Raw genomic sequence first — 21749 nt, forward strand, 5'->3', positions numbered from 1 at the left:
CCGGCCCACGGCGCGGCCATCCGTTCCCCGGTGACTTTGCTCCGGGTCCTGCGCCTGAGTCGGTCCCCCCGCGTCCTCGCGACCCTCGTCCCACCGCACAGGCGCCTACCGCGCCAACTGATCGACGACGCCACGAACCGGTACGCACCGGTCCCCCGCTGGAAGATCCGCGCCTTCCATCAACACCCCTTGTCGTTCCCTCACCCGCGGCACAGACCGCGGGCGGCTTCCCCGCGGGCTCCGGCACTCAACCGCCTGCCGCCACGACAACCACTCTCAGGTGCGAGGCACTGAACTCGCGTTGTCCGTACCGCCGGAGACATGTTCCGAGGGCCTGGTCACAGCCCTCGCTGCTTGCCCGCGCTTACGGATCAACCCTAGACATACATTCGGGCGCGACTTGCAACACAGGGGAAACACACACCCCACTCTCACCAGCCGCGCTGTTCGGCCGACGCACGAGAGGCCGCGGCGAGGACGCCGTCCAGGATGACGTCCAGAGCCCAGTCGGCGCGGCTCGGGCCGTCTCCCGACACGAGCGTGTCGCCGAGCCGGGCGATGTGGGGGTAGCGCGCCGGGTCCGCGGTGGCGATCTTCGCGGCCAGCGCGGAGAACTCGTCGGACTCCTGCGTGGCGGACTTCGGGGAGCTGTGTTCGACGGCCACGGCGGTGGGATGGAGCAGCAGGAGGTCCATGCCCCAGGCCGCTTCCCGGCCCGACACCCCGCCCTCGTCGAGGAGGCCGAGGATCGCGTCGGCCAGCGCCAGGTAGTTCGGGCCGCTCGGCTGCGTGGACATCGCCATCCGGGCGATCTCCGGGTGCCGGAAGAGCACCTCTCCATAGCTGACCAGCAGTGCCTTCAACCGGTCCCGCCAGGTCCCCGCCTCCGGTGCGGGCGCCTTCACCGGTCCGAGCAGGGAGTCGAGGATCTGCGCGTGCAGGTCCCCCGTGTTGCGGACGTAGACATAGAGCGACGCGGGCCCGGTGTCGAGGGCCGTGGCGATGCGGCGCATCGTCACCTTGCCCAGCCCCTCGTCACGAAGGATCGCCAGCGCGGCGTCGATGATTCCCTGCCTGGTCAGGGCGGGCTTCGCCGGGCGTTCCCGTCGGCTGATCGGAGCGGGCTTCTCTGGAGTCATGCCGCACAAGACTAACGAACGTGTTCGTGAAAAACAAGTTCGTACCGAACGGTGCGAGCACCCGGCGCGGGCAAACGGCGCCCCGGACACCGCCACGGGGCCGCCACGCGCGTGCCTCGTGCGTGACGACCCCACATTCCTCACACCGCGATCCCGTTCAGCTCGGCCAGCTCCTTCTCGGGAAGGACCAGGGCGGCAGCGGCGATGTTGTCACGCAGGTGTGCCACCGAGGAGGTACCGGGGATGAGCAGGATGTTCGGGGAACGCTGCAACAGCCAGGCCAGGGCGACGGCGACCGGAGTGGTCTCCAGCCGGCCCGCGACCGCGTGCAGGGTGTCCGACTGCAGCGGGGAGAAGCCGCCGATGGGGAAGTAGGGCACGTAGGCGATGCCCTGCTCGGCCAGGGAGTCGATCAGCGCGTCGTCGGCGCGGTTCGCGAGGTTGTAGAAGTTCTGCACACACACGACGGGCGCGATGGACTGGGCTTCCTTGATCTGCTCGGCGGAGACGGTACTGACACCGAGATGCCTGATCAGCCCCTCCTGCTGGAGCTCCGCGAGCACGGTGAACGGTTCGGCGAGCGAACCCGGCTCGGGGGCGTCGAGCCCGCCCACCCGCAGGTTGACGACGTCGAGTGCGTCCAGGCCGAGGTTCTCGAGGTTGCTGTGCACGGCCTGGCGAAGCTCGTCGCGCGACAGCGCCTTCGGCCAGCCTCCCTCGGCGTCCCGCAGTGCTCCGACCTTGGTCACGAGGTGCAGGCCGGCCGGGTAGGGGTGCAACGCTTCCTTGATGATCTGGTTGGTGACGTAGGGGCCGTAGAAGTCGGAGGTGTCGATGTGTGTGATCCCCCGCTCGACCGCCTCGCGCAGAACGGCCACGGCGGCGTCCCGGTCGGCCGGCGGCCCGAACACGTGCGGACCGGCGAGCTGCATGGCGCCGTACCCCATGCGGGTGACCGTCAGGTCCTTGGCCATGGTGAACGTTCCGCCGTGAAGTGACTGCACGGTCATGTCGATGCTCCTGTGTGTTCGGTGGGGCGGTGGGGCTGAGTGGCAGTGGGGGCTGAGTGGCGGAGTGGCGGTCGCGGGGTCTGGCACGCGTACGGGGTGGCGTACCGGCTCGGACTACCAGGGAAGGGTGCCTTCGGCGTCGAAGAAGCCCCCGGTGGGACCGTCGGGGCCGATCTGCGCCATCCGTACGATGATCTCGGCGCCCTGCTCGACGGTCTGGATGCCGGTGTTCCCGTTCAGGTCGGTCTTGGTGAAGCCGGGCTCCACCGCGTTGATCCGCATGTTCGGCAACGCCTTCGCGTACTGCACGGTGATCATGTTGACGGTGGTCTTCGAAGCCGGGTACGCGACGCCGGGGTAGGCGTACGCCGGGGTACCCGCATCGCTCACCCGGGCCAGCGAGGCCAGCCCACTGCTGACATTGACCACCACCGGGGCGGCCGAGGCCTGGAGCAGCGGGAGAAAGGCGTGGGTGACACGCACCACGCCGAAGACGTTCGTCTCGAACGTCTCCCGCATCACGTCGGCGGTCACGTCCGCGGCGCCGAGCACGGAGTTGCCCTCGCCCCTCGACTCGATGCCCGCGTTGTTGATCAGTACGTCAAGCCCGCCCTCGGCCTCGACGGCCTTCACGGCGGCTCGCACCGACGCGTCGTCGGTGACATCGAGCTGGACGGCCCGGGCGCCCAGCTGTTCGGCGGCCCGGCGTCCTCGTTCGGCGTCCCGGCTGCCGACGTAGACCGTGTGACCCGCGGCGACGAGCCGGCGGGCGGTCTCGTAACCGAGACCCTTGTTCGCTCCGGTGATGAGTGTTGTCGTCATGACTCCACCCTGCGACCGGACGATGCGCACAACCAGTAGCCCGGCTTTCCTGGGACTGTCGGTACCAGGCTCGTACGCGTCCGGCGCCGCGCCAGGAATCCGTCTGCGCATGACGGCGACTCCCGCCACGGGAACGACAGCGGGGCCCTGCCGAACCGACCGCACCACGAGTGCCAGACTGCTCGACGGGACCGCCGCGATCGGGTGGCCGTCGGAGATCCGCGCGGCACCCCGAAACACCCGGAAGACACCCCGGAGACGCCCGAGAGAAGATGAGGGACGCCCATGACCGATGTACGTGACGTACGCGGAACCTCCGTGAACATCCCCACCCAGGACGGCTCGGCCGACGCCTATCTGGCCCACCCCGACGACAACACCGCCCACCCCGCGGTGCTGTTCTACATGGACGCCATCGGACTGCGCCCCCGGCTGAAGGAGATGGCCGACCGGCTCGCCGGGGCCGGCTACACCGTGCTGGTTCCCAATCTCCTCTACCGCCACGGCCCGGCCCCGGTGGTGGAGCTGCCCGACTTCATCGACGCGGCCGCCCGGCCGGCGCTGTTCGAGCAACTCATTCCGATCATCCAGGAGTTGACCCCCGAGCCGGCCATGCGCGACGCCGACGCCTATCTGTCCTGGCTGGCGGCCTGCCCGCAGGCCGCCGACGGACCGGTCGGCACCACCGGCTACTGCATGGGCGCGGGCCTGGCCCTGCGCACCGCCGGCACCTACCCCGAGCGGGTCGCGGCCGCGGCCGGCTTCCACGGCGCCCGGCTGGCGACCGACGCGCCCGACAGCCCGCACCTGCTCGCCGACCGGGTCACCGCGGAGCTGTACTTCGGCCACGCCGACCAGGACGCCTCCCTGCCTCCCGAGCAGATCGAGCGCCTCGACAAGGCGTTCACCGAGGCGGGTGTCCGCCACCGCAGCGAGGTCTACACCGGCGCGCACCACGGCTACACCATGGCCGACACCGCCGCGTACGACACCAAGGCCACCGAACGCCACTGGGCAGCCCTGCTCGACCTCTTCGACCGCGCCCTCTGAACACGCCTCTCCTCCGATCGCGGGGACGGCCGTCCCCGGTCGGGGACCCTCAGCGCGGTTGAGTCCTTCCGCCCCGCGTACGCCCCTCACCACGTGGCGGGAACAGCCGCTCGAGGCCACTGCGTGACCATGCCGAGAAAAGCAGGGCGCCGAGGGAATCCCGCAGTCTTCGGCAGCGCCCGTGCAGCACCGCCAGGACAATCGCGGCGCCCACGGCGATCAGGTGCTCACGGCCTGCCAGATTGGGTTTGACGATCGACTCCCACACCATCGAGCCGCCGGTGAGCGCGAACACGATGGGGGCGCGCCGGACGACCGAGAGGTAGGTGAACAGTCCCACCACCGCGGCAGAGGGTCCGGTGTCGAGGACCTGCCCGATCTCGGGCGGCAGGCCGAGCCCCCACCAGCCCGGGCCGAGCGCGATCATCACGCGGACCGTGAGGGTGCCGGCCAGGGTGGTGGCGTACGCGACGACCAGTGTCCGGGCCCGGCCGAGGGCGAGTTCGGCGAGTGCGAAGGCGAAGAACAGCTGGGTGATGCCCGCCCACACGGGAAGGTCGAGGGCGGGCACGTACAGCGACACCGGAGTACGCAACAGGGCCAGGGGCAGCGGCAGACAGGCCTTCACTCCGCCGATCAGCCGCACGATCACCGCACCGGTGGGATGTTGGGCGAGCGCGTGGAAGAAGATGACCCCGAAGACGGCCACGAACGCCAACACGAGTCCGGACAGCCCACGGCGCACGAGTTGCCGTACCGGATCCACGACGATGCCGTACCACTCGCCGTACAACGTGCGCCCGACGAACAACGCGAACCGGCGCAGCGGGCCGCGCGGCCGCGCGCCCGCGTCGTCACTCGCGGCGGACGGCGACCGGTCGTCGTCGGACCCGTCGCCGTACGCATGACCGTCCCCGGTATCACCGCGACGCTCGTCGACCGCCCAACCCAATGGTCTCTCCCCCCATCCCCCACCGGACGCCTCATCGTATAGAGCGACAAAGCCCGCACCACGGAGCCCCCGGCCAGTGCCTGTTCCCCGTCCTTTTGGTCCGTGCTCCGGTGTGACAGGGCGTGACGCGCGCGCCGTTGCGACGTGTTGTGTGCGGTCGTGATGACGGCACGCGTGTCTGAGCGGGGGAACTAGGCAGGGGGGCCGCGAATTCCGAGGTCACGGCTTTCGGCCTACGCGGAAATGGCGGTCCGACCGACCGTGCCGGAGCACTCGACATCTTCGCGGGGGCGTCCACGGGACGTGCCGGACGGTCCTGAGGTGGCCGCTCGCCGGCGAAGGCAACCAAGCGTCACGGGCGGCAGCGGAAAGTCGGAGATGACGAACGGCCAAGGGCAGCCCACGTGTCTGGACATCCTGGAGCACCGTGGTCTCCGTGTGCTGGAGACCGCCGTGCGCCGCCTCGGCCGAGGAGGACGACTACTGGGTCGTACAGTTACCAGGTGCCAGGGGCTCCTGCGGATGCTCAGTCGGACACCGTCTCCTGCTGCGGCTCGGCCGGCGCGGGCTCCGAGGTGACTGCCGTGGTGTAGAAGACCGACGAACCCTGCTTGGTGCGGTGAGCGTGGCTCTTGGCGACCAGTCCTTCGAGGGTGGTGCGCACGACCGTGGTCTTCACGCTCCGGTCGGGGTGGGCCTGCGTGAGCGCGGTGGTGACCTCGGCGGCGGAACGCGGCTCGGTCTGCTTCTCCAGGTGCCCTCGGATCAGCTCGACGAGGGTCGGCTTGGCCGCTGCCGTGGACGCCTTCACGGATGAGGCCTTGGCGGCGGGCTTCTTGGGCGCCGTCTTCTTCGCGCCCGTGGCGGCCGCCTTCTTCCCCTTGCTCTGCTTGGGTTCGGCAGAGACCTGGTGAGGCACGGACGGCGCAACCGCGGCCTCCGCACCGGGGGTCGAGCCGGGACCGCCGAGCGCGTCCTGCATGTTCACCAGCACGGTGTGATCGTGCCGCAGGGCACGCAACTGCTCCTGCAGGGCCTCGATCTCTGCACCGACACGCTCCTGCTCCTTGGCATTGCGCTCAAGGTCACCCGTCACCTGGGCGATGTACTGCGACGTGAGTTCTGTGGAGTGGGAGTTGGAACTGACTTCAGACATGACATGGGCCAATCACTCGCAGGACACAACTGCCACGGCCTGCAGCAGTGTAGAGATAGTACGCACGAGTGGAACTGGATGCTCCTGTCGCGCGGGTATGTGCGACACATGTGCTTCCCGGGCCGACTCATGTGCTAGTGCGGCCGAACCGCCATGTGGCCGTCGATCGTGGGAAGTTGGCCGCTCTCGTCACCCGCGACCCCGTCCTCGCCAATTCGCGGCACCGTGGCCGTCCGACGGTTGGTCAGTCCTTCGGCGATGAGGATCGCGAGCGGATGCCTCAGCCGTTTCGTTCCGCTGCCCATCCGGTATCGGAGCTGCGTTCGAGGCGTTCCGGACCGGTCACCGCGTCACTCGCGTGTCCCTCTTCCGTGTGAACCTCGACGAGGGAGGCCCACAGTCCGTCGGCTTGGAAGTGGGCTCCCCCATGACACTTGAGGCGTTGCTCTGAGGTCATGGCCCCGCAGGTCGCCACGGACAGGTTCCGTTCCCACGGTCCGGACTACGCGCCTCGACGGACGGTTCAGACTACGCGCCTCGACGAACCCGAGCGGCCTTGCGGGCCTCGGCCGTCTGGCGTGCCTCGGCGACCCGGCGGGACTCGCCACCGGCGCGGCCCGGGCGGGTGCCCAGGCCCCGGAAGGGGGTACCGCCGCGCTCGGGTCGCTCCGCGACCGGCCGGCTGCCGCCGATGGGAACACCGGAGGGCGCCTGCGCGCCGGTGATACGACTCAACTCCGCCTCGCCGGAACGGACCTGGGTGATGTGGGGCCGGATGCCCGCGTCGGACATGAGACGGATCATGTCGCGGCGCTGGCCGGGCAGAACGAGCGTGACGACGCTGCCGGACTCACCGGCGCGGGCGGTACGGCCGCCTCGGTGCAGGTAGTCCTTGTGGTCACTGGGCGGGTCGACGTTGACGACGAGGTCGAGATCGTCGACATGGATACCGCGGGCAGCGACGTTGGTCGCCACCAGGACCGTGATGTGACCGGTCTTGAACTGGGCCAGCGTGCGCGTGCGCTGGGGCTGCGACTTGCCGCTGTGCAGTGCCGCGGCCTTCACACCACTGCCCAGCAGGTGCCTGGTGAACTGGTCGACGGCGTGCTTGGTGTCCAGGAACATGAGCACGCGCCCGTCGCGGGCGGCGATCTCGGTGGCGGCGGCGTACTTGTCGGCGCCATGCACCTGCAGTACGTGATGCTCCATCGTGGTCACCGCGCCCGCCGAGGGATCGACCGAGTGGACCACCGGGTCATGGAGATATCGACGGACGAGGAGGTCGATGTTGCGGTCCAGCGTGGCGGAGAACAAAAGGCGCTGGCCGTCGGGGCGCACCTGGTCCAGCAGCTCGGTGACCTGGGGCATGAAACCCATGTCGGCCATCTGGTCGGCCTCGTCCAGGACGGTGATGCTCACCCGGTCGAGGCGGCAGTCATTGCGCTCGACGAGATCGGTGAGGCGGCCCGGGGTCGCGACGACGACCTCGGCCCCGGCCCGCAGCGCGGCGGCCTGCCGCCCGATCGACATACCACCGACCACGGTGGCCAGCCGCACCTTCAGCAACTGGGCGTACGGGGTGAGCGCATCGGAGACCTGCTGGGCCAGCTCGCGGGTGGGAACGAGGATCAGGGCGCGCGGCTTGCGGGCCTCCGCCCGCTGTCCTGCCGTACGCACGAGGAGCGCGAGGCCGAAGGCGAGCGTCTTGCCCGATCCGGTGCGCCCGCGGCCCAGGACGTCGCGTCCCGCGAGGGAGTTCGGCAGCGTGGCGGCCTGGATCGGGAACGGCTCGTTCACGCCGAGGCTGGTGAGCTTGTTCAGCACCTCGACGGGGAGGTCCAGCTCACCGAAGGCCGCGACCGGAGGGAGGGCCGGGGTGATGGTCTCCGGCAGCGCGAACTCGCCCTGCGGTGCGGCGGGACGGCGGCCGCCGCCGCCTGAACGGGGGCCGGGGCGCCCCTGGGCGCCCTGCCGACGGGTCTTGGCGAAACGGTCGCTCGTACGTGCTGAGCGGTTCATGGAGAACCTTCCTCGATATGGCACGTATCGAGGAATTCTCGGCAGCGGTGAACCGAATGAATTGCAAGAACGAACCGAATCCGATTTCCGGGCGGTACCCAGGGGTCCACGCTCTGCGAAATGCAAAAATGCCCGACGACATAAAGTCATCAAAGGCACTTGGAGTTTACGGGAACCACGACTGGCGTCAACTTTAGCACGGCGCGCGCGTCCGGACACAAAAAGTACCATTATCGACCCGCAGGCCGGCCGGGCGAGCCCGCGCAGGCCTGATGCGCGGGCTCGCCCAGGCGTCGTCAGGCCACCTGAGCGGCGGGGCGCGGCGCCGGGACCTCGAGGTCGTGGGGATACGCGGCCGACCGGTGCTGGAAGGAGAGAATCTTCGGGTTCTGGATCACGCCGTCGCGAATTTCGATGGCGTTTCTGACCGTGGCGTCGGCGTCCCAGGCGACGGGACCGCTCATGACCTTGCGGAGATAGGGAAGGAGCGCCTCGCTGATCTCCCAGGTGGCCGAGTTCCACAGATGGGACGGGCTGTGATCCACCCCGTAGTAGTGGCAGCCCGGCCCCACCGAGGGCATGGGCTCGCCGAAGGTGGTCGGACGGGCCCATTCGAAGCCCATGCCCGCGTCACAGGCGACGTCGATGAAGAAGGTGCCCGGCCGGAACAGGGCGAGTTCCTCGTCGGTGACGAACATCAGCGGTGCGTCGGTGTCCTGCCGGATGCAGTTGACGATGATGTCGAACCCGGCCAGGTACTCCGCGAGCGGCACGGGACCGGCCGCCGTGAGGGCCCGAAGTCGCGACGGATCGTCCTCCTGCTCCTCGAAGTGGCCCATCACGACCGACGGCATCGGCGAGGCCACGGCCGCCGCGGCGCGTTGGGTCAGCACCGTGACGTCGGAGACTCCCATGGCGCCGAGGCCGGTGACCGCTCCGCGCGCCGTGGCGCCGAAGCTGATGACCACCGCACGCATGCGGCGGCCATAACTACCCGTGAGCCCACCGAGTTGCAGGGCGTGCAGCACCGAGCAGTAGCCCGCGAGTTCGTTGTTCTTGTGGAACACATGGACGCTGAAGGCACCCGTGGACGTCCAGTGGTTCATGGCCTCCCAGGCGACGAGAGTCAGTTTCTTGTCGATGCCGATCTGGGTCATCTTCTCGTCCTGCACACAGTGCGGCCATCCCCACAGCACTTGGCCCTCGCGCAGCTCGGCGATGTCGTCGTGCATCGGTTTGGGCAGCAGCAGCACATCGCACTCGGCGAGGAGCCGCTCTCGGGAGCGCAGGCCTCCCACCAGTGGTCGCAGAGCGTCGTCCCCGACGCCGAACCGCCGGCCGTAGCCTTCTTCGAGGAACATCCTTTCGCGTACGTCCGGGGCGATCCGGTCGAGGTGGCCGGGGTGCAACGGCAACCGGAACTCGTTCTCCTTGCGGGAGGAGGCAAGCACTCCCAGGCTCATCAGGCTCATGCGCTTCCTTGTCATGTGACTCTTGTTCATCGCGGGTGTGTGAAGCGAGGCACCGGAGGGCCTCGGAAACAGCGTGAGAACCAAGGAGTCCGCTAACGCGGGGCGCGGGACGGAATACGGAAGACGGCGCAATCGCGCTGGCCAGGAGGCATGGGGCGGCTCATTTCCGGCCGGACCACATGGGCCCAGGCCTTGCCGTTCCCCGAGAACGACGCCGAAACGGATGACGGCATGCGAGGTGCGCTCGGTAAGACCACCGTACCCCCGTCCCCCACGGGCGCGGCCGCCGCCTGATCTTGAACCCCCAAGAAGGCTCAGCCCCCAAGAAAGCTCAAACGCACCTTTCGCACAGGATTGTCCTTGTTCGTGTCCACCAGGCACACCGACTGCCACGTCCCCAGTTCCAGCCTCCCGCCCAGCACCGGAAGCGTCGCGTGGGGCGGGACGACGGCGGGGAGTACGTGGTCACGGCCGTGCCCGGGGCTGCCGTGGCGGTGCTGCCAGCGGTCGTCCGCGGGCAGCAGGGAGTGCAGCGCGGCGAGGAGGTCGTCGTCGCTTCCGGCGCCGGTTTCGATGATCGCGACACCGGCGGTGGCGTGGGGCACGAAGACATTGAGGAGGCCGTCACGGCCCGCCGCCGCCTCTCGGAGGAATGCCTCGCAGTCGCGGGTGAGGTCGACGACCGTCTCCGCCGAACCGGTGTTGACGTTCAGGACTCGGGTGGTGAAGGCATCGGGCATGACCCGATTCTCACCCGCCCGCGGGTTTCCGGACACGACCGACAGCCCACACCCTCGTAACCGACAGCCCGCACCCTAGTAACCGACAGCCCGCACCCTTGTGCAGGCGTCCCATTCCGCTGTACACGCGTTCCAGTCCGCGAGACAGCATTGACCGGGCATGGACCATCTGGCTACTTTCACCCGCATGTTGCGTTCAGCCATACTCACCACGCGCGGTCACATCGACCTGCTGCGGGTGGCTTCCGCCGCGTGTCGCCGCGGCCTCTGACGCCCTTTCACTCCCCCGTTCCACCGCGCCCCCGCTCCGCTCCACCCGCACGTCGCGGCTCGGCCTGAGCCGCTGACGCGGCGGAGCCATGGCGTACTCCTCTCCGGCCGCTCTCCTCCCCGTGGAGCACTCATGAGCACCAGCCACGCCCCGCCCACCCCCTCCGGGCCCGATATATCGGACATCTCCAAGAATGGTGCAGCCCGGCCGACGCCACCCGAGCTCGTACCGATCGTCCCCCTCTCCACCCGCCGCACCCGTGTGCCCCGCTGGCTGCGCCGCACCTCCGGCCCGCTCCTGCTGCTCGCGCTGTGGCAACTCCTCAGCAGCACAGGGGTGTTGACCCCCGACATCCTGGCCTCGCCGGGCACCATCGCGCGGGTCGGCGGCAATCTGGTCGCCGACGGTTCGCTGCCCAACGCGATGGGCGTCTCCTTGCAGCGCGTCGCGGTGGGGCTGTTGCTCGGAACCCTCGTCGGTACCGGGCTCGCCCTCGCCTCCGGGCTCTTCCGGGTCGGCGAAGACCTCGTGGACGCGAGCGTCCAGATGCTGCGGACGGTGCCTTTCGTGGGGCTGATCCCGCTGTTCATCATCTGGTTCGGGATCGGCGAGGCCCCGAAGATCGCGATCATCACGCTGGGGGTGTCCTTCCCTCTCTATCTGAACGTGTACGCCGGTATCCGCGGCGTCGACTCCCAGCTCATCGAGGCCGGGGAGTCCCTCGGACTCTCGCGGTGGGGGCTCGTGCGGCATGTCGTGCTGCCGGGGGCGCTGCCCGGGGCGATGACCGGGCTTCGCTACTCCCTCGGTATCGCCTGGCTCGCGCTCGTCTTCGCCGAGCAGATCAACGCGGACGCCGGGATCGGTTTCCTCATGGTGCAGGCCCGTGACTTCCTGCGGACCGATGTGATCGTGGTCTGCCTGATCGTCTACGCCTTCCTCGGCCTGCTCGCCGACTTCATCGTCCGCTCCCTCGAAAGGCTGTTGCTGCAATGGCGACCGACGTTCACGGGCCGGTGACCCTCCAGAAGGGCGCCACCGCCCAGCAGAAGACCGCGACCGCCCGGCAACACCCGATCACCCAGGACTCCGCCGTACGCGTGCAGGGGCTCACCCGCTCCTTCGACGGGCGCGCCGTCATCGACGACCTCCAACTCGACGTGCGTCCGGGCGAGTTCGTGGCCCTGCTCGGCCGCAGCGGCTGCGGCAAGTCCACACTGCTGCGCATCCTCGCCGGGCTCGACCGTGACATCGAGGGCACCGTGCTCGTCCCGCGGCGCAAGGCCGTCGCGTTCCAGGCACCCCGGCTGATGCCATGGAAGAAGGTGTGGCGCAACGTCCTGCTGGGGCTGCCCGGCAAGCCCGAACGCGCCGTCGCCGAGCAGGCGTTGACCGAGGTCGGACTCACCCACCGGGCGAACGCCTGGCCCAAGACGCTCTCCGGCGGCGAGGCCCAACGCGCCTCGCTGGCCCGTGCGTTGGTCCGCGAACCCGATCTGCTGCTGCTCGACGAGCCGTTCGGCGCGCTGGACGCCCTCACCCGCATCAAGGCACAGCGGCTGGTCGGCGAACTGTGGCGGCGGCGCGGCTGTGCCGTGCTGCTGGTCACGCACGACGTCGAGGAGGCCGTGCTGCTCGCCGACCGGGTCCTCGTCATGGACGGCGGTGTCATCGCGTACGAGACCCAGGTGGACCTGGACCGCCCGCGCGACATCGCCGACCCCCGCTTCGCCGAACTGCGTGCCGGCCTCCTGGAGCGCCTGGGCGTGGACACCGTCGCCTGAGCTTCTCCTCCCCGTCAGTCACCTTGGCCATCGCCTCACCCTCACTTCACCGTCACCCCGCACCTCACCTCACCTCACCTCACCTGACCTCACCTGAACAATCGAACGGAATCGTCATGCGCCGACACCTCGTCCCCGCCGCTCTGCTCCTCCCTCTGACCCTGCTCCTGGCCGCCTGCGGCGGGAACTCGGCCGCCGACACCGCCGGTGCCGGAACCGATGGCAAGGGTTCCCTCACGCTCAACGTCGGTGACCAGAAGGGCGGTTCCGAGGCGGTGCTGCGGGCCGCCGGAGAACTCAAGAACCTCGACTACAAGATCAAGTGGTCGACGTTCACATCCGGGCCGCCACTCCTGGAGGCCGTCAATGCCAAGGCCGTCGACATCGGCGGCGTCGGCAACACCCCGCCCGTCTTCGCGGCCGGCGCGGGCTCGAAGGTCTCGGTGGTGGCCGCCTGGCACGGCACGTCCAAGGGTGAGGCCATCCTCGTACCGAAGAACTCGTCGCTGCGAAAGCCCGAGGAGCTCAAGGGCAGGTCCATCGCCGTGGCACAGGGTTCGTCCGCACACTTCCAGCTGATCGCCTCGCTCAAGGAGGCCGGTCTGAAGCTGAGCGATGTGAAGGTCAAGTATCTGCAGCCCGCCGACGCGCTCGCCGCGTTCACCGGCGGCAAGGTGGACGCGTGGGCGGTGTGGGACCCGTACACCTCGCAGGTCCTCAATGCCGAGCAGGGCCGGATCCTGACCGACGGGGACGGCGTCGTCAACGGGCTCAGCTTCCAGGTGGCGGCGCCGAGTGCGCTGAAGGACACCAAGAAGGCCGCGGCCGTCAAGGACTACCTGGAGCGGCTGCGGCGCGCCCAGGACTGGGTGTACCGGCATCCGGACGCCTGGGCCAAGGTGTGGGCGAAGGACACCGGTCTGCCGTACGAGGTGGCGCTCGCCTCGGTGAAGCGCACCAACGCCAGCCGGATCGCGGTCGCCGTCGACAAGCCGCTCATCGCGTCGGAGCAGCAGATCGCGGACACCTTCACCGAGCTGAAGCTGATCCCGGGCAAGGTCTACTTCGCCGCCTTCGTGGACACGCGTTTCAACGGCGGCCTGCCCCCCTCCACCACCACGCCCCGCGTCTACAAGGACTCCTGAGGGCCGTCCCTCCTGGTTCCCGGCCGACAGGTCGCGCGTCGGGTGGCTCACAGGCGGCGCCGTTCGGGAAGATCCCGCGCCCCGGTCGAGTTGGTGGAAGCGTGAACAACACCGGGGCGCAGGCGCGCGAAGTCCGCGAGGTCGATGTCGTCGTCATAGGCGCTGGGCAGGCGGGACTGTCCAGCGCCTATCACCTGCGGCGGAGCGGGTTCGAGCCGGAACGGGACTTCGTCGTGCTGGATCACGCACCGCGTCCGGGCGGCGCCTGGCAGTTCCGGTGGCCGTCGCTGACGTACGGCAAGGTGCACGGGATGCACTCCCTGCCCGGTATGGAGCTGGAGGGCGCCGACCCGGCGCGGCCGTCCTCCGAGGTGATCGCGGAGTACTTCGACACCTACGAGCGCACCTTCGACCTGCGGGTGAGGCGGCCGGTGGACGTGCGGGCCGTGCGGGAGGGTGCCGGCGGGCGGCTGCTGGTCGAGTCCTCCGACGGTACGTGGTCGACGCGGGCGCTGATCAATGCCACGGGCACCTGGGACCGGCCGTTCTGGCCGCGCTATCCGGGCCAGGAGACCTTCCGTGGGCGGCAGTTGCACACGGCGCAGTACCCGGGACCCGAGGAGTTCGCCGGGCAGCGGGTGGTCGTCGTGGGCGGCGGCGCGTCCGGCACCCAGCATCTGATGGAGATCGCCCCGTACGCGGCCGCGACCACCTGGGTGACACGGCGGCCGCCCGTCTTCCGTGAGGGCCCCTTCACCGAGGACGTGGGGCGCGCGGCCGTCGCACTGGTGGAGGAACGGGTCCGGCAGGGGCTGCCTCCCAAGAGTGTCGTGTCGGTGACGGGGCTGCCGCTGAACGACGCGATCCGGCAGGCGCTGGCCGACGGCGTGCTGGACCGGCAACCGATGTTCGACCGGATCGCCCCGGACGGTGTCGAATGGGCGGACGGGCGTCACGTCGACGCGGATGTCATCCTGTGGGCGACCGGTTTTCGTGCCGCCCTCGATCATCTGACGCCTCTGCGGCTGCGTGAGCCGGGCGGCGGCATCCGCGTCGAAGGGACGCGCGCGCTCGCCGATCCCCGGATCCATCTGGTCGGGTACGGGCCTTCCGCCAGCACGATCGGCGCCAACCGGGCCGGGCGCGCGGCGGTACGGGACATCAGGCGGTTGCTGGCGGGAGTGACCGTCGGCGCCTGATGCCCCGTGGCCGGCTCGCAGACCTCGTGGGCGGTGCCACAACGGACAGCGGGCCTCAGCTCAGGGCCGAGGCGGACGGCGAGCCCGGAAGCGGGGTCGAGATCGAGTTCGAGGGTGAGTTCGAGGCCGAGGGTGAGTTCGAGTTCGAGGGTGAGGCACTCCTCCGGAGCCGTTTGAATTCGGCGACGTTCCTCTGCTGCTCCTCGTAGCTGGCCGTGAACCGGGTGTCGCCCGGCTTGACCGTGACGAAGTACAGCCAGTTGCCCGGGGTGGGGTTGATCGCGGCACGCATCGCGGCCTGGCCGGGGTTGGAGATCGGTGTGGGCGGCAGCCCCATGCGCTGGTACGAGTTGTAGGGGCTCTCGAGCTTCGTCTCGTTCGTGGTCGTGGTCGGCGTGAAGCGGTTCAGCGCGTAGTCGAGGGTCGCGTCCATCTGCAGCGGCATGCCCCGCTCCAGGCGGTTGAAGATGACCCGGGCCACCTTGCCCATGTCGGCCTTGGTGGAGGTCTCGGCCTGGATGATGCTCGCGATGGTGATCGCCTGATAGAGGTTCATCGCGTTGCGCTGGGCGCCCGCGGTGATGGGGCTGCCGCTGAACTTCTTGTTCGCGGTGCTCACCATGAGCGCCAACAGGGACTCGGGAGTCGCCGTCTTGTCGATGTGGTACGTCGTCGGGTAGAGGTAGCCCTCGGGGTTGCCCTCCGCGTAGGTGGGCAACTTGAGGTTGGCCTTGGCCAGGGACTTCTTGGTGGATCCCAGAGGCAGCGCGAGGGCCTCGTCGACGGCCTCGTAGACCTGGCCGGTGCGCCAGCCCTCCGGGATGACGAGGGACGTGGGCCGTGTCTCCTCGTCCTTCGTGGTCAGGGTGAGCAGCGGCACCGTCACGGCGGTGGCCGCCACGACGGCTCCGGTCGCGATGAGGGCGACCCGGCCCCGGCGCGTCAGTCGAATCGTGCTCCGTGGCGGAGTGTTCATCTGCATGCGGGCACGGTAACCCGCTAAAGCCTACAAACCCGGCATATCGTCATCTTGTCGGCTCCAGTTCAGCGTCCCGGTGGACCAGCGCCGCATAGCGCCCCTCCCGCTCCAACAACTCCTCGTGCGTGCCGCGTTCGACCGCACGGCCGGAGTCCAGGACGACGATCTGGTCGGCGCCACGGATGGTGGACAGCCGGTGCGCGATGGTGAGCGTGGTCCGGTTGGCCGACAGGGCGTCGATGGCCTCCTGCACGGCGTACTCCGTGCGGGTGTCCAGGGCGCTGGTCGCCTCGTCGAGGATGAGGACCGGCGGGTCCCGCAGGATCGTGCGGGCGATGGCGAGGCGCTGCTTCTCGCCGCCGGAGAACCGGTGGCCGCGTTCGCCCACGACCGTGTCGTACCCGTCGGGCAGTGACGCGATGTGGTCGTGGATCTGGGCCGCCCTGGCCGCCGCCTGCAGCTCCTCGTCGGTGGCGTCGGGCCTGGCGAAGCGCAGGTTGTCCGCGACCGAGGCGTGGAAGAGGTAGGTCTCCTGGGAGACGACGCCGATCCCGCGGGCGAGCGTGTCGAAGTCGAGGTCCCGTACGTCGACGCCGTCCAGCGTGACGCGGCCGCCCGTGACGTCGTACAGCCGTGGCACGAGATAGCTGAGCGTGGACTTGCCGGAGCCGGTCGGGCCGACCACGGCGAGACTGCCGCCCGCGGGGACGGTGATGTCGATGCCCTCGAGGATCGGGCCGCTCTTGTCGTCGTAGCGGAACTCGACGTCCTCGAAACGGATCTCGCCCTTGACCTGGTCGAGGTGGACCGGGCGCTCCGGCTCGGTGATGTCGATGGGCAGGTCGAGGTACTCGAAGATGCGCTGGAAGAGCGCGAGCGAGGTCTGGATCTGGACGCCGGTGGACAGCAGGCTGACCGTCGGCCGGAACAGACCCTGCTGAAGCGAGACGAAGGCGACGAGCGTGCCGATCGACACGGACGGGCCGCCGAACTGGAGGGCCATGCCCGCGGCCCAGTAGATGACGGCCGGCATGGCGGCCATGACGACGCCGATGACGGACATGCGCCAGCGGCCCGCCATGTTCGACTTCACCTCGAGGTCGACCAGGCTGTCGGACTCGGCCTCGAACGCCTTGGTGAGCGAATCGCCGCGGCCCATGGTGCGGCCGAGCAGGATGCCGCTGACGGAGAGCGACTCGGTGACGGTGGCGGCCATCGCGGCCATCTGCTTCTGGCGTTGGGTCGCAATCTTCTTGCGTTCGTTGCCGACGCGTCGGCTGATCCACACGAAGACCGGCAGCAGGAGCAGCGAGACCACGGTGAGCCGCCAGTCCAGGGCGACCATCGCGACGATCGTGGCGACCACACTGGTGAGGTTGGAGACCAACGAGGTGGCGGTGGAGGTCACGGTCGCCTGCATGCCGCCGATGTCGTTGGCGATGCGGGACTGGACCTCGCCGGTGCGGGTCCGGGTGAAGAAGGCGAGCGACATGCGCTGCAGTCGGCCGTACACGGCGGTGCGCAGGTCGTGCATGACGCGCTGGCCGACGGTCGTGGAGATCAGGGTCTGCAGGACACCGAAGATGCTGGTCACGACCGCACTGAGGATCATGCCGAGCGCGAGCAGGCTCAGCAGACCGGTGCGGCCCTGGGGGATCGCGACGTCCAGGGTCTCCTTCAGCAGGAAGGGGGTCGCGACGGTGACGAGGGACGAGGCGCCGACCAGCAGGCCGACGATCGCGAGCCGGCCGCGGTAGGGCCGGAACAGCTTCAGGATACGGCGCACCTGCCGTGGCTGTTCGCCCTCGGCGGGTGACGGGGTCCAGGTGGATTGGTCGGGACGCATGGGCTCCTACGGGAGGTGAGACGACGGCTACGCAGGGCAGGCAAACGATGACTGGCGGAGCCTAGCTCATTGTTACCTATACTCACAATGAACCGCATCCTGATATTGTTCCCGTATGACCACCCCCGATGCCGACGGCCTGCTCGCCGAGCAGTTGCTGCGGCTGACCCGACGTGTGCACCGCATCCAGAAGCGGCACCTTGAGCAGCGTGAGCTGGGCATCACCCCGGCCCAGTCCCGGCTGCTGCGCACGCTCGCGCACTACAGCTCACCGCCGCGCATGGCGGATCTCGCCGAGCGCCTGGAAGTGGTGCCCCGGGCCGTGACCACGCTGGTCGACGGCCTGGAGGCGAGCCGGAAGGTGCGCCGGGTCCCCGATCCCACCAATCGGAGGGTGATCCGGATCGAGGTCACGGACGAGGGGCGCGAGGCGCTGCGCGAACTGCGCGGCGCGCGGCGGTCGGCCGCCGAGGAGATCCTGGCGCCGTTGACGGACGAGCAGCGCGAGGTGCTCGGGGGGCTGCTGGACACGCTGGTGGACGGCATGCCCAGGCTTGAGCACCGCTGCTGAGGGGTTGCCGCGGGCGGCTTCGTCACGCGGCGGACGACGCGATGGGCCGCGCGCCCCCACTCCGTACGGCTGGAGTGGGGGCGCGCGGCCCGTTCCGGAGGCGCGGGTGCGGTGACCCGTCCCGGGTCGGTCACCCGACCTCGGGGGCAGGTTCCTTGGCCGACAGGGCGGGGACTTCCGGCTCGACCGATGGGGCCGGGACTTCCGCCTCCGTCGAACGGACGGGGACTTCCGCCTCGGTCGAACGGACGGGGACTTCCGCCCTGGTCGACTCGGGCCCCGGTTCTTCCGTCGGCGACTCCGGCGTCCGCGGCTCGTCGTCCTCCTCCACGAACGCGATCTCGCCGTCCAGCATCTTCTTCGCCCGCTCCATGTCGAGCGCGCCCTCCCAGCGGGAGACCGCGAAGACGGCGACGCAGTTGCCGAGGAGGTTGGTCGCGACGCGCATCGAGTCCATGATGCGGTCCACGCCGAGGAGGAGGGCGACGGCTCCGGCGGGGACGACACCGAGCGAAGAGGCCGTCGCCGACAGAGCGAGAAAGGCGGAACCCGGCACACCCGCCATGCCCTTGCTGGTCAGCATGAGAACCAGGACGACAGTGATCTGCTGACCCAGGCTCAGATCCACACCCACCGCCTGCGCTATGAACAACGTACCGATCGACAGGTAGATCGAGGCGCCGTCGAGGTTGAAGGAGTAGCCGGTGGGCAGGACCAGGCCCACGGCGTCGTCGCGGCAGCCCGCCTGGCGCAGCTTCTGCATCATGCGCGGCATGACGGTCTCGCTGGAGGCGGTACCGAGCGCGAGCAGCATCTCCTCGCGGGTGTAGCGGACGAACTTCCAGAGGCTGAGCCCCGTGACCGCCTTCAGAGCGACGGCGAGCAGCGCGAGAAACAGCAGCGCGACCGCGTAGCACAGCGCGATCAGCTTGCCGTACGTCTTGATGACGCCGAGCCCGTACTCCCCCACCAGGTGGACCATCGCGCCGAACACCGCGAGCGGGGCCAGCTTCATGATGAAGCCGACGATCGCGAAGACCACGTCCTGGACCTGCTCGATGGCGGGCAGCACCTTGGGCACCTTGGAGTTGCCGAGGTGGAGCAGTGCCGCGCCGACCAGACAGGCGAGGACGAGGACTTGGAGCAGGGAGTTCTCGGCGAAGGCCCCGACCGCGCTCTGCGGCAGCGCGTTCAGGATGAACTCGCCGGTCGACGGGAGCGAGCCGCCGCCGGTCTTGCCGTCGACGGCCGAGGCGTCGAGCTTCGAGGGGTCCGCGTGCATGCCCGAGCCCGGGCCGACGACGTTCGCCGCGATCAGCCCGAGGATCAGCGCGGCGGTGGACGCGACCTCGAACCAGATGAGGGCCTTGAGCCCGATCCGGCCGAAGGCCTTCAGGTCGCCGGCCTTGGTGATGCCGACGACCACGACACAGAACACGAGCGGTGAGATGACCGCCTTGATGAGGCGTACGAAACCGTCGCCGAGCGGCTGGAAGGTCGTGGCCGCGTCCGGCCACAACCTTCCGACGACGATTCCGAGTACGAGCGCGCAGGCGACCTGCGCGAACAGTGAGGTACGCAGTATGCGTGCGACGCGTCGCGGGGACGGTACAGACGGCGGCACGGGCACTCCTCCGAGGGGACTTCTGGTATGCGGAAACTTCCTTCCGCAGCGATCACTATCGAGGAGTTGCCGGTGCCGCCGGATACCTCTGAGTCACGTCCATGTAAATCCTGGAACAGACGTGCCGTTCCCCGCCCGATGCCTCAGCAGTCGCTGCGGTCCCGCGTCAGCACTCCCTGCGCGGTGACCAGAACGCGGTCGTAGCAGCCGTCCGAGCCGTACAGCCGGTAGCGCTCGCTCGTCGTACCGACCGCATGCCGTTGGTCGCGCGGCACGTTCGCGGTATACGTCGCGTCTCCCGCGTACGTGTCGTCGAGCCGGGACCACGTGGTGCGCCGGCCGCCGCGTGTCTCGTCGACCGCGGCCCGGTCGCCGAGCGTCAGGACGGTCCGCAACCGGTCGTCCGCGGCGAGCGTCGTGGTGCCGTCCATGGTGTACGTGCGGTGGGTGCGCCTCACGCCGACCGGTCCGCGCCCGTCGACGGTGACGGTCTCGTCGTCGGTCCAGGTGGCCTTGAGCGCGTCGGTGTTCTCGCCGTCGGTCCAGTGGTGAGCGGAGGTGTTGGCGAGCGTGCGGCGCACGGTGGTCCACACCCGGCCGTGCGAGGTGTCGACGTATCCGGCGGTCGTCAGCCGGTGTCCGCCCACGGTGTCGAGACGTTCTTCCGAACCGGGCGTGTACGTGGAGGAGTTGGTGAGGTCGCCTGCCCTGACCTCGGTGAGCGCGCCGCTCACGTGCGCGCGCTTCGCGTCCTGCCAGACGAGGACGTTGACCGGGGTGCTCCAGCCGGTCTGGCCCGCGGGGACGCCCACGACGGAGACGTCGATCCGGTGCGGACGACCGTCGTTGAGGAGACCGGCGTAGGGCGTGAGGTCGTATTCGATCGGCTTGATGTCGAAGGCCCGCGGGCCCGGGATCACGTACCAGAGGAAGGGGTTGGACCAGCCGCCGGTCCACACGGTCGGGAACGGCTCGGCGATGCCCGCGAGTTGGCCGTCCACCTTGATCTGCACCTCGCGATAGGGGCCCTTGTCCGCCTTGCAGGAGTACGGGGCGGGGTCGGGCACCGTCAGGTACCAGTACTCCTCGCAGCCGCCGCCTGAGCCGGTCGCGTACACCTCGGCGACGACGCGCTCGCTGTTGCGCGGGGTGGTGAGGGTGCCGTCCTGGAGGGTGAGGACACGGTCGGGGGTCGCGGCGGACTTCACGGCGCCGCCCTGCGCGTAGAAGGTCAGGGTCACCTTCACGTCGAGGACTCCGGTGTACGTGTCGTCGACGACGTTCCCGATGAGCATCTCGACGTCGCCGCCCCGCCGGAACGTGTCGCTGTACCTGGTCACGTCCTTCTCGACGGACCACTCGATGCCGTCGGGCGAAGGCTCCGGGGTGGAGGTACGGAAGATCTCCACACCGCCGATGTGCAGATAGCCGAGCCGGTCGAACTGGCGCCCCTTGACCTTGCCGTCGAGTCGCAGGACGACCTTGCTCCAGCGGTCGCCGCAGCCGCTGGGCGGTGTGTACGCGCCCCGATACGGCGTGAAGTCACGGAACTGCGCCTCGGCGACCATCACCGCACAGGACTTGGTGGCCGGTCTCGCCACCGGCGGGGCGGCGGTCAGGGGGTCGTGCCAGTCGGTGCCGAACTCGGCGGGCGTATCAGCGGCAGTCCCGGCGGGCGCATCGGCTGACGTATCAGCGGCAGTCGCGGCGGGTGTCCCGGAGGGCGCGTCGCGGGGCGTGGCGGCTACCTGATCCGCCGACCGGGCGGGGGTGGCGGCAAGCTGGGCGGCGTCCGCCGGCGGTGCCGCCGAGGCCGGGCCCGCTCCCAGGAAGGTACTCGCCGAGAGGATCACTCCGGCGAGCATGGACATGACGATCCGTCTTCTCATGTGCGGTGTTCTACGGGGGAGTCGGGCCGCCCCGCAATGGGCACTCGGTGACCGCGCCACGCGGGGCAGCCCGGTCGGCCA

General features: G+C 69.4%; 19 protein-coding genes. 7 read left to right on the forward strand and 12 right to left on the reverse strand.

Annotated elements, in window-relative coordinates; genetic code table 11:
* Positions 1–431: 431 nt before the first annotated feature.
* From FNV62_RS10460 to FNV62_RS10470, 3 genes are all read right to left on the reverse strand, one after another.
* Positions 432–1139, reverse strand: coding sequence for a TetR/AcrR family transcriptional regulator (locus FNV62_RS10460; protein ID WP_097283679.1), 708 nt, complete (start codon positions 1137–1139; stop codon positions 432–434).
* 140 nt (positions 1140–1279) lie between these two features.
* Positions 1280–2149: an aldo/keto reductase family oxidoreductase gene (locus tag FNV62_RS10465; RefSeq protein ID WP_060895153.1), complete on the reverse strand. Its 870-nt coding sequence runs from the start codon at positions 2147–2149 to the stop codon at positions 1280–1282.
* A gap of 114 nt (positions 2150–2263) precedes the next feature.
* On the reverse strand, positions 2264–2971 hold the full coding sequence (locus tag FNV62_RS10470; protein WP_143600847.1) for an SDR family oxidoreductase: 708 nt from the start codon (positions 2969–2971) through the stop codon (positions 2264–2266).
* Between the two features lie 285 nt (positions 2972–3256).
* Here FNV62_RS10470 and FNV62_RS10475 point away from each other — a divergent pair, with 285 nt between their 5' ends.
* Entirely contained in the window at positions 3257–4021 is a 765-nt protein-coding gene (locus FNV62_RS10475) for a dienelactone hydrolase family protein (RefSeq protein ID WP_144315138.1), read from the forward strand.
* A gap of 49 nt (positions 4022–4070) precedes the next feature.
* On the opposite strand, the gene FNV62_RS10480 is transcribed toward FNV62_RS10475, so the two are convergent.
* The 5 genes from FNV62_RS10480 to FNV62_RS10500 form a co-directional block, all read right to left on the reverse strand.
* Positions 4071–4832, reverse strand: coding sequence for a hypothetical protein (locus tag FNV62_RS10480; protein WP_225900831.1), 762 nt, complete (start codon positions 4830–4832; stop codon positions 4071–4073).
* 667 nt (positions 4833–5499) lie between these two features.
* Positions 5500–6129, reverse strand: coding sequence for a hypothetical protein (locus FNV62_RS10485; RefSeq protein WP_144315140.1), 630 nt, complete (start codon positions 6127–6129; stop codon positions 5500–5502).
* Between the two features lie 528 nt (positions 6130–6657).
* Positions 6658–8148, reverse strand: a complete 1491-nt coding sequence (locus tag FNV62_RS10490) for a DEAD/DEAH box helicase (RefSeq protein ID WP_144315142.1) — start codon at positions 8146–8148, stop codon at positions 6658–6660.
* A gap of 296 nt (positions 8149–8444) precedes the next feature.
* Positions 8445–9620 carry a N(5)-(carboxyethyl)ornithine synthase gene (locus FNV62_RS10495; protein WP_060895157.1) on the reverse strand — a complete coding sequence of 392 codons (1176 nt, stop codon included), beginning with the start codon at positions 9618–9620 and terminating at the stop codon, positions 8445–8447.
* A gap of 314 nt (positions 9621–9934) precedes the next feature.
* On the reverse strand, positions 9935–10360 hold the full coding sequence (locus FNV62_RS10500) for a YjbQ family protein (RefSeq protein WP_054228891.1): 426 nt from the start codon (positions 10358–10360) through the stop codon (positions 9935–9937).
* A 187-nt stretch (positions 10361–10547) separates the two neighbouring features.
* Here FNV62_RS10500 and FNV62_RS57980 point away from each other — a divergent pair, with 187 nt between their 5' ends.
* The 5 genes from FNV62_RS57980 to FNV62_RS10520 all read left to right on the forward strand — a co-directional run bounded on the left by FNV62_RS57980 (position 10548) and on the right by FNV62_RS10520 (position 14759).
* Positions 10548–10631, forward strand: coding sequence for a putative leader peptide (locus FNV62_RS57980; RefSeq protein WP_382144020.1), 84 nt, complete (start codon positions 10548–10550; stop codon positions 10629–10631).
* A 132-nt stretch (positions 10632–10763) separates the two neighbouring features.
* Positions 10764–11651, forward strand: a complete 888-nt coding sequence (locus FNV62_RS10505) for an ABC transporter permease (protein ID WP_144315144.1) — start codon at positions 10764–10766, stop codon at positions 11649–11651.
* Entirely contained in the window at positions 11624–12415 is a 792-nt protein-coding gene (locus FNV62_RS10510; protein ID WP_143607461.1) for an ABC transporter ATP-binding protein, read from the forward strand. The genes FNV62_RS10505 and FNV62_RS10510 overlap by 28 nt, the downstream gene beginning before the upstream one ends.
* A 116-nt stretch (positions 12416–12531) precedes the next feature.
* On the forward strand, positions 12532–13560 hold the full coding sequence (locus FNV62_RS10515; RefSeq protein WP_143612749.1) for an ABC transporter substrate-binding protein: 1029 nt from the start codon (positions 12532–12534) through the stop codon (positions 13558–13560).
* Between the two features lie 101 nt (positions 13561–13661).
* On the forward strand, positions 13662–14759 hold the full coding sequence (locus FNV62_RS10520) for an NAD(P)-binding domain-containing protein (RefSeq protein ID WP_060895161.1): 1098 nt from the start codon (positions 13662–13664) through the stop codon (positions 14757–14759).
* 55 nt (positions 14760–14814) lie between these two features.
* Here the strand turns inward: FNV62_RS10520 and mltG are convergent, their stop codons facing one another.
* Positions 14815–15741: an endolytic transglycosylase MltG gene (gene mltG, locus FNV62_RS10525; RefSeq protein ID WP_143612750.1), complete on the reverse strand. Its 927-nt coding sequence runs from the start codon at positions 15739–15741 to the stop codon at positions 14815–14817.
* A 43-nt stretch (positions 15742–15784) separates the two neighbouring features.
* The gene (locus FNV62_RS10530; RefSeq protein WP_143612751.1) at positions 15785–17584 is read right to left on the reverse strand and encodes an ABC transporter ATP-binding protein; all 1800 of its coding nucleotides are present in this window, start codon (positions 17582–17584) and stop codon (positions 15785–15787) included.
* Positions 17585–17699: 115 nt separating this feature from the next.
* Between FNV62_RS10530 and FNV62_RS10535 the strand changes: the two genes are divergently transcribed.
* Positions 17700–18155 carry a MarR family winged helix-turn-helix transcriptional regulator gene (locus tag FNV62_RS10535; protein ID WP_060895164.1) on the forward strand — a complete coding sequence of 152 codons (456 nt, stop codon included), beginning with the start codon at positions 17700–17702 and terminating at the stop codon, positions 18153–18155.
* A gap of 130 nt (positions 18156–18285) precedes the next feature.
* On the opposite strand, the gene FNV62_RS10540 is transcribed toward FNV62_RS10535, so the two are convergent.
* Both FNV62_RS10540 and FNV62_RS10545 read right to left on the reverse strand, forming a co-directional pair.
* Positions 18286–19779 carry a cation:dicarboxylate symporter family transporter gene (locus FNV62_RS10540; protein ID WP_143600864.1) on the reverse strand — a complete coding sequence of 498 codons (1494 nt, stop codon included), beginning with the start codon at positions 19777–19779 and terminating at the stop codon, positions 18286–18288.
* A 143-nt stretch (positions 19780–19922) separates the two neighbouring features.
* Entirely contained in the window at positions 19923–21668 is a 1746-nt protein-coding gene (locus FNV62_RS10545; protein ID WP_225900226.1) for a peptide-N4-asparagine amidase, read from the reverse strand.
* Positions 21669–21749: the final 81 nt, after the last annotated feature.

Source organism: Streptomyces sp. RLB3-17 (assembly GCF_007113425.2).
GTDB classification, from domain to species: Bacteria; Actinomycetota; Actinomycetes; order Streptomycetales; family Streptomycetaceae; genus Streptomyces; species Streptomyces mirabilis_D.

What these genes read in the sequence shown, in the direction of transcription:
- FNV62_RS10475 (WP_144315138.1), top strand. Translation starts at nt 3,257, where the DNA reads ATGACCGATGTACGTGACGTACGCGGAACCTCCGTGAACATCCCCACC.
- FNV62_RS10485 (WP_144315140.1), bottom strand. Translation starts at nt 6,129, where the DNA reads ATGTCTGAAGTCAGTTCCAACTCCCACTCCACAGAACTCACGTCGCAG.
- FNV62_RS10510 (WP_143607461.1), top strand. Translation starts at nt 11,624, where the DNA reads ATGGCGACCGACGTTCACGGGCCGGTGACCCTCCAGAAGGGCGCCACC.
- FNV62_RS10505 (WP_144315144.1), top strand. Translation starts at nt 10,764, where the DNA reads ATGAGCACCAGCCACGCCCCGCCCACCCCCTCCGGGCCCGATATATCG.
- FNV62_RS10515 (WP_143612749.1), top strand. Translation starts at nt 12,532, where the DNA reads ATGCGCCGACACCTCGTCCCCGCCGCTCTGCTCCTCCCTCTGACCCTG.
- FNV62_RS10470 (WP_143600847.1), bottom strand. Translation starts at nt 2,971, where the DNA reads ATGACGACAACACTCATCACCGGAGCGAACAAGGGTCTCGGTTACGAG.
- FNV62_RS10530 (WP_143612751.1), bottom strand. Translation starts at nt 17,584, where the DNA reads ATGCGTCCCGACCAATCCACCTGGACCCCGTCACCCGCCGAGGGCGAA.
- FNV62_RS10460 (WP_097283679.1), bottom strand. Translation starts at nt 1,139, where the DNA reads ATGACTCCAGAGAAGCCCGCTCCGATCAGCCGACGGGAACGCCCGGCG.
- mltG (WP_143612750.1), bottom strand. Translation starts at nt 15,741, where the DNA reads ATGCAGATGAACACTCCGCCACGGAGCACGATTCGACTGACGCGCCGG.
- FNV62_RS57980 (WP_382144020.1), top strand. Translation starts at nt 10,548, where the DNA reads ATGTTGCGTTCAGCCATACTCACCACGCGCGGTCACATCGACCTGCTG.
- FNV62_RS10545 (WP_225900226.1), bottom strand. Translation starts at nt 21,668, where the DNA reads ATGAGAAGACGGATCGTCATGTCCATGCTCGCCGGAGTGATCCTCTCG.
- FNV62_RS10500 (WP_054228891.1), bottom strand. Translation starts at nt 10,360, where the DNA reads ATGCCCGATGCCTTCACCACCCGAGTCCTGAACGTCAACACCGGTTCG.
- FNV62_RS10490 (WP_144315142.1), bottom strand. Translation starts at nt 8,148, where the DNA reads ATGAACCGCTCAGCACGTACGAGCGACCGTTTCGCCAAGACCCGTCGG.
- FNV62_RS10495 (WP_060895157.1), bottom strand. Translation starts at nt 9,620, where the DNA reads ATGAGCCTGATGAGCCTGGGAGTGCTTGCCTCCTCCCGCAAGGAGAAC.
- FNV62_RS10465 (WP_060895153.1), bottom strand. Translation starts at nt 2,149, where the DNA reads ATGACCGTGCAGTCACTTCACGGCGGAACGTTCACCATGGCCAAGGAC.
- FNV62_RS10535 (WP_060895164.1), top strand. Translation starts at nt 17,700, where the DNA reads ATGACCACCCCCGATGCCGACGGCCTGCTCGCCGAGCAGTTGCTGCGG.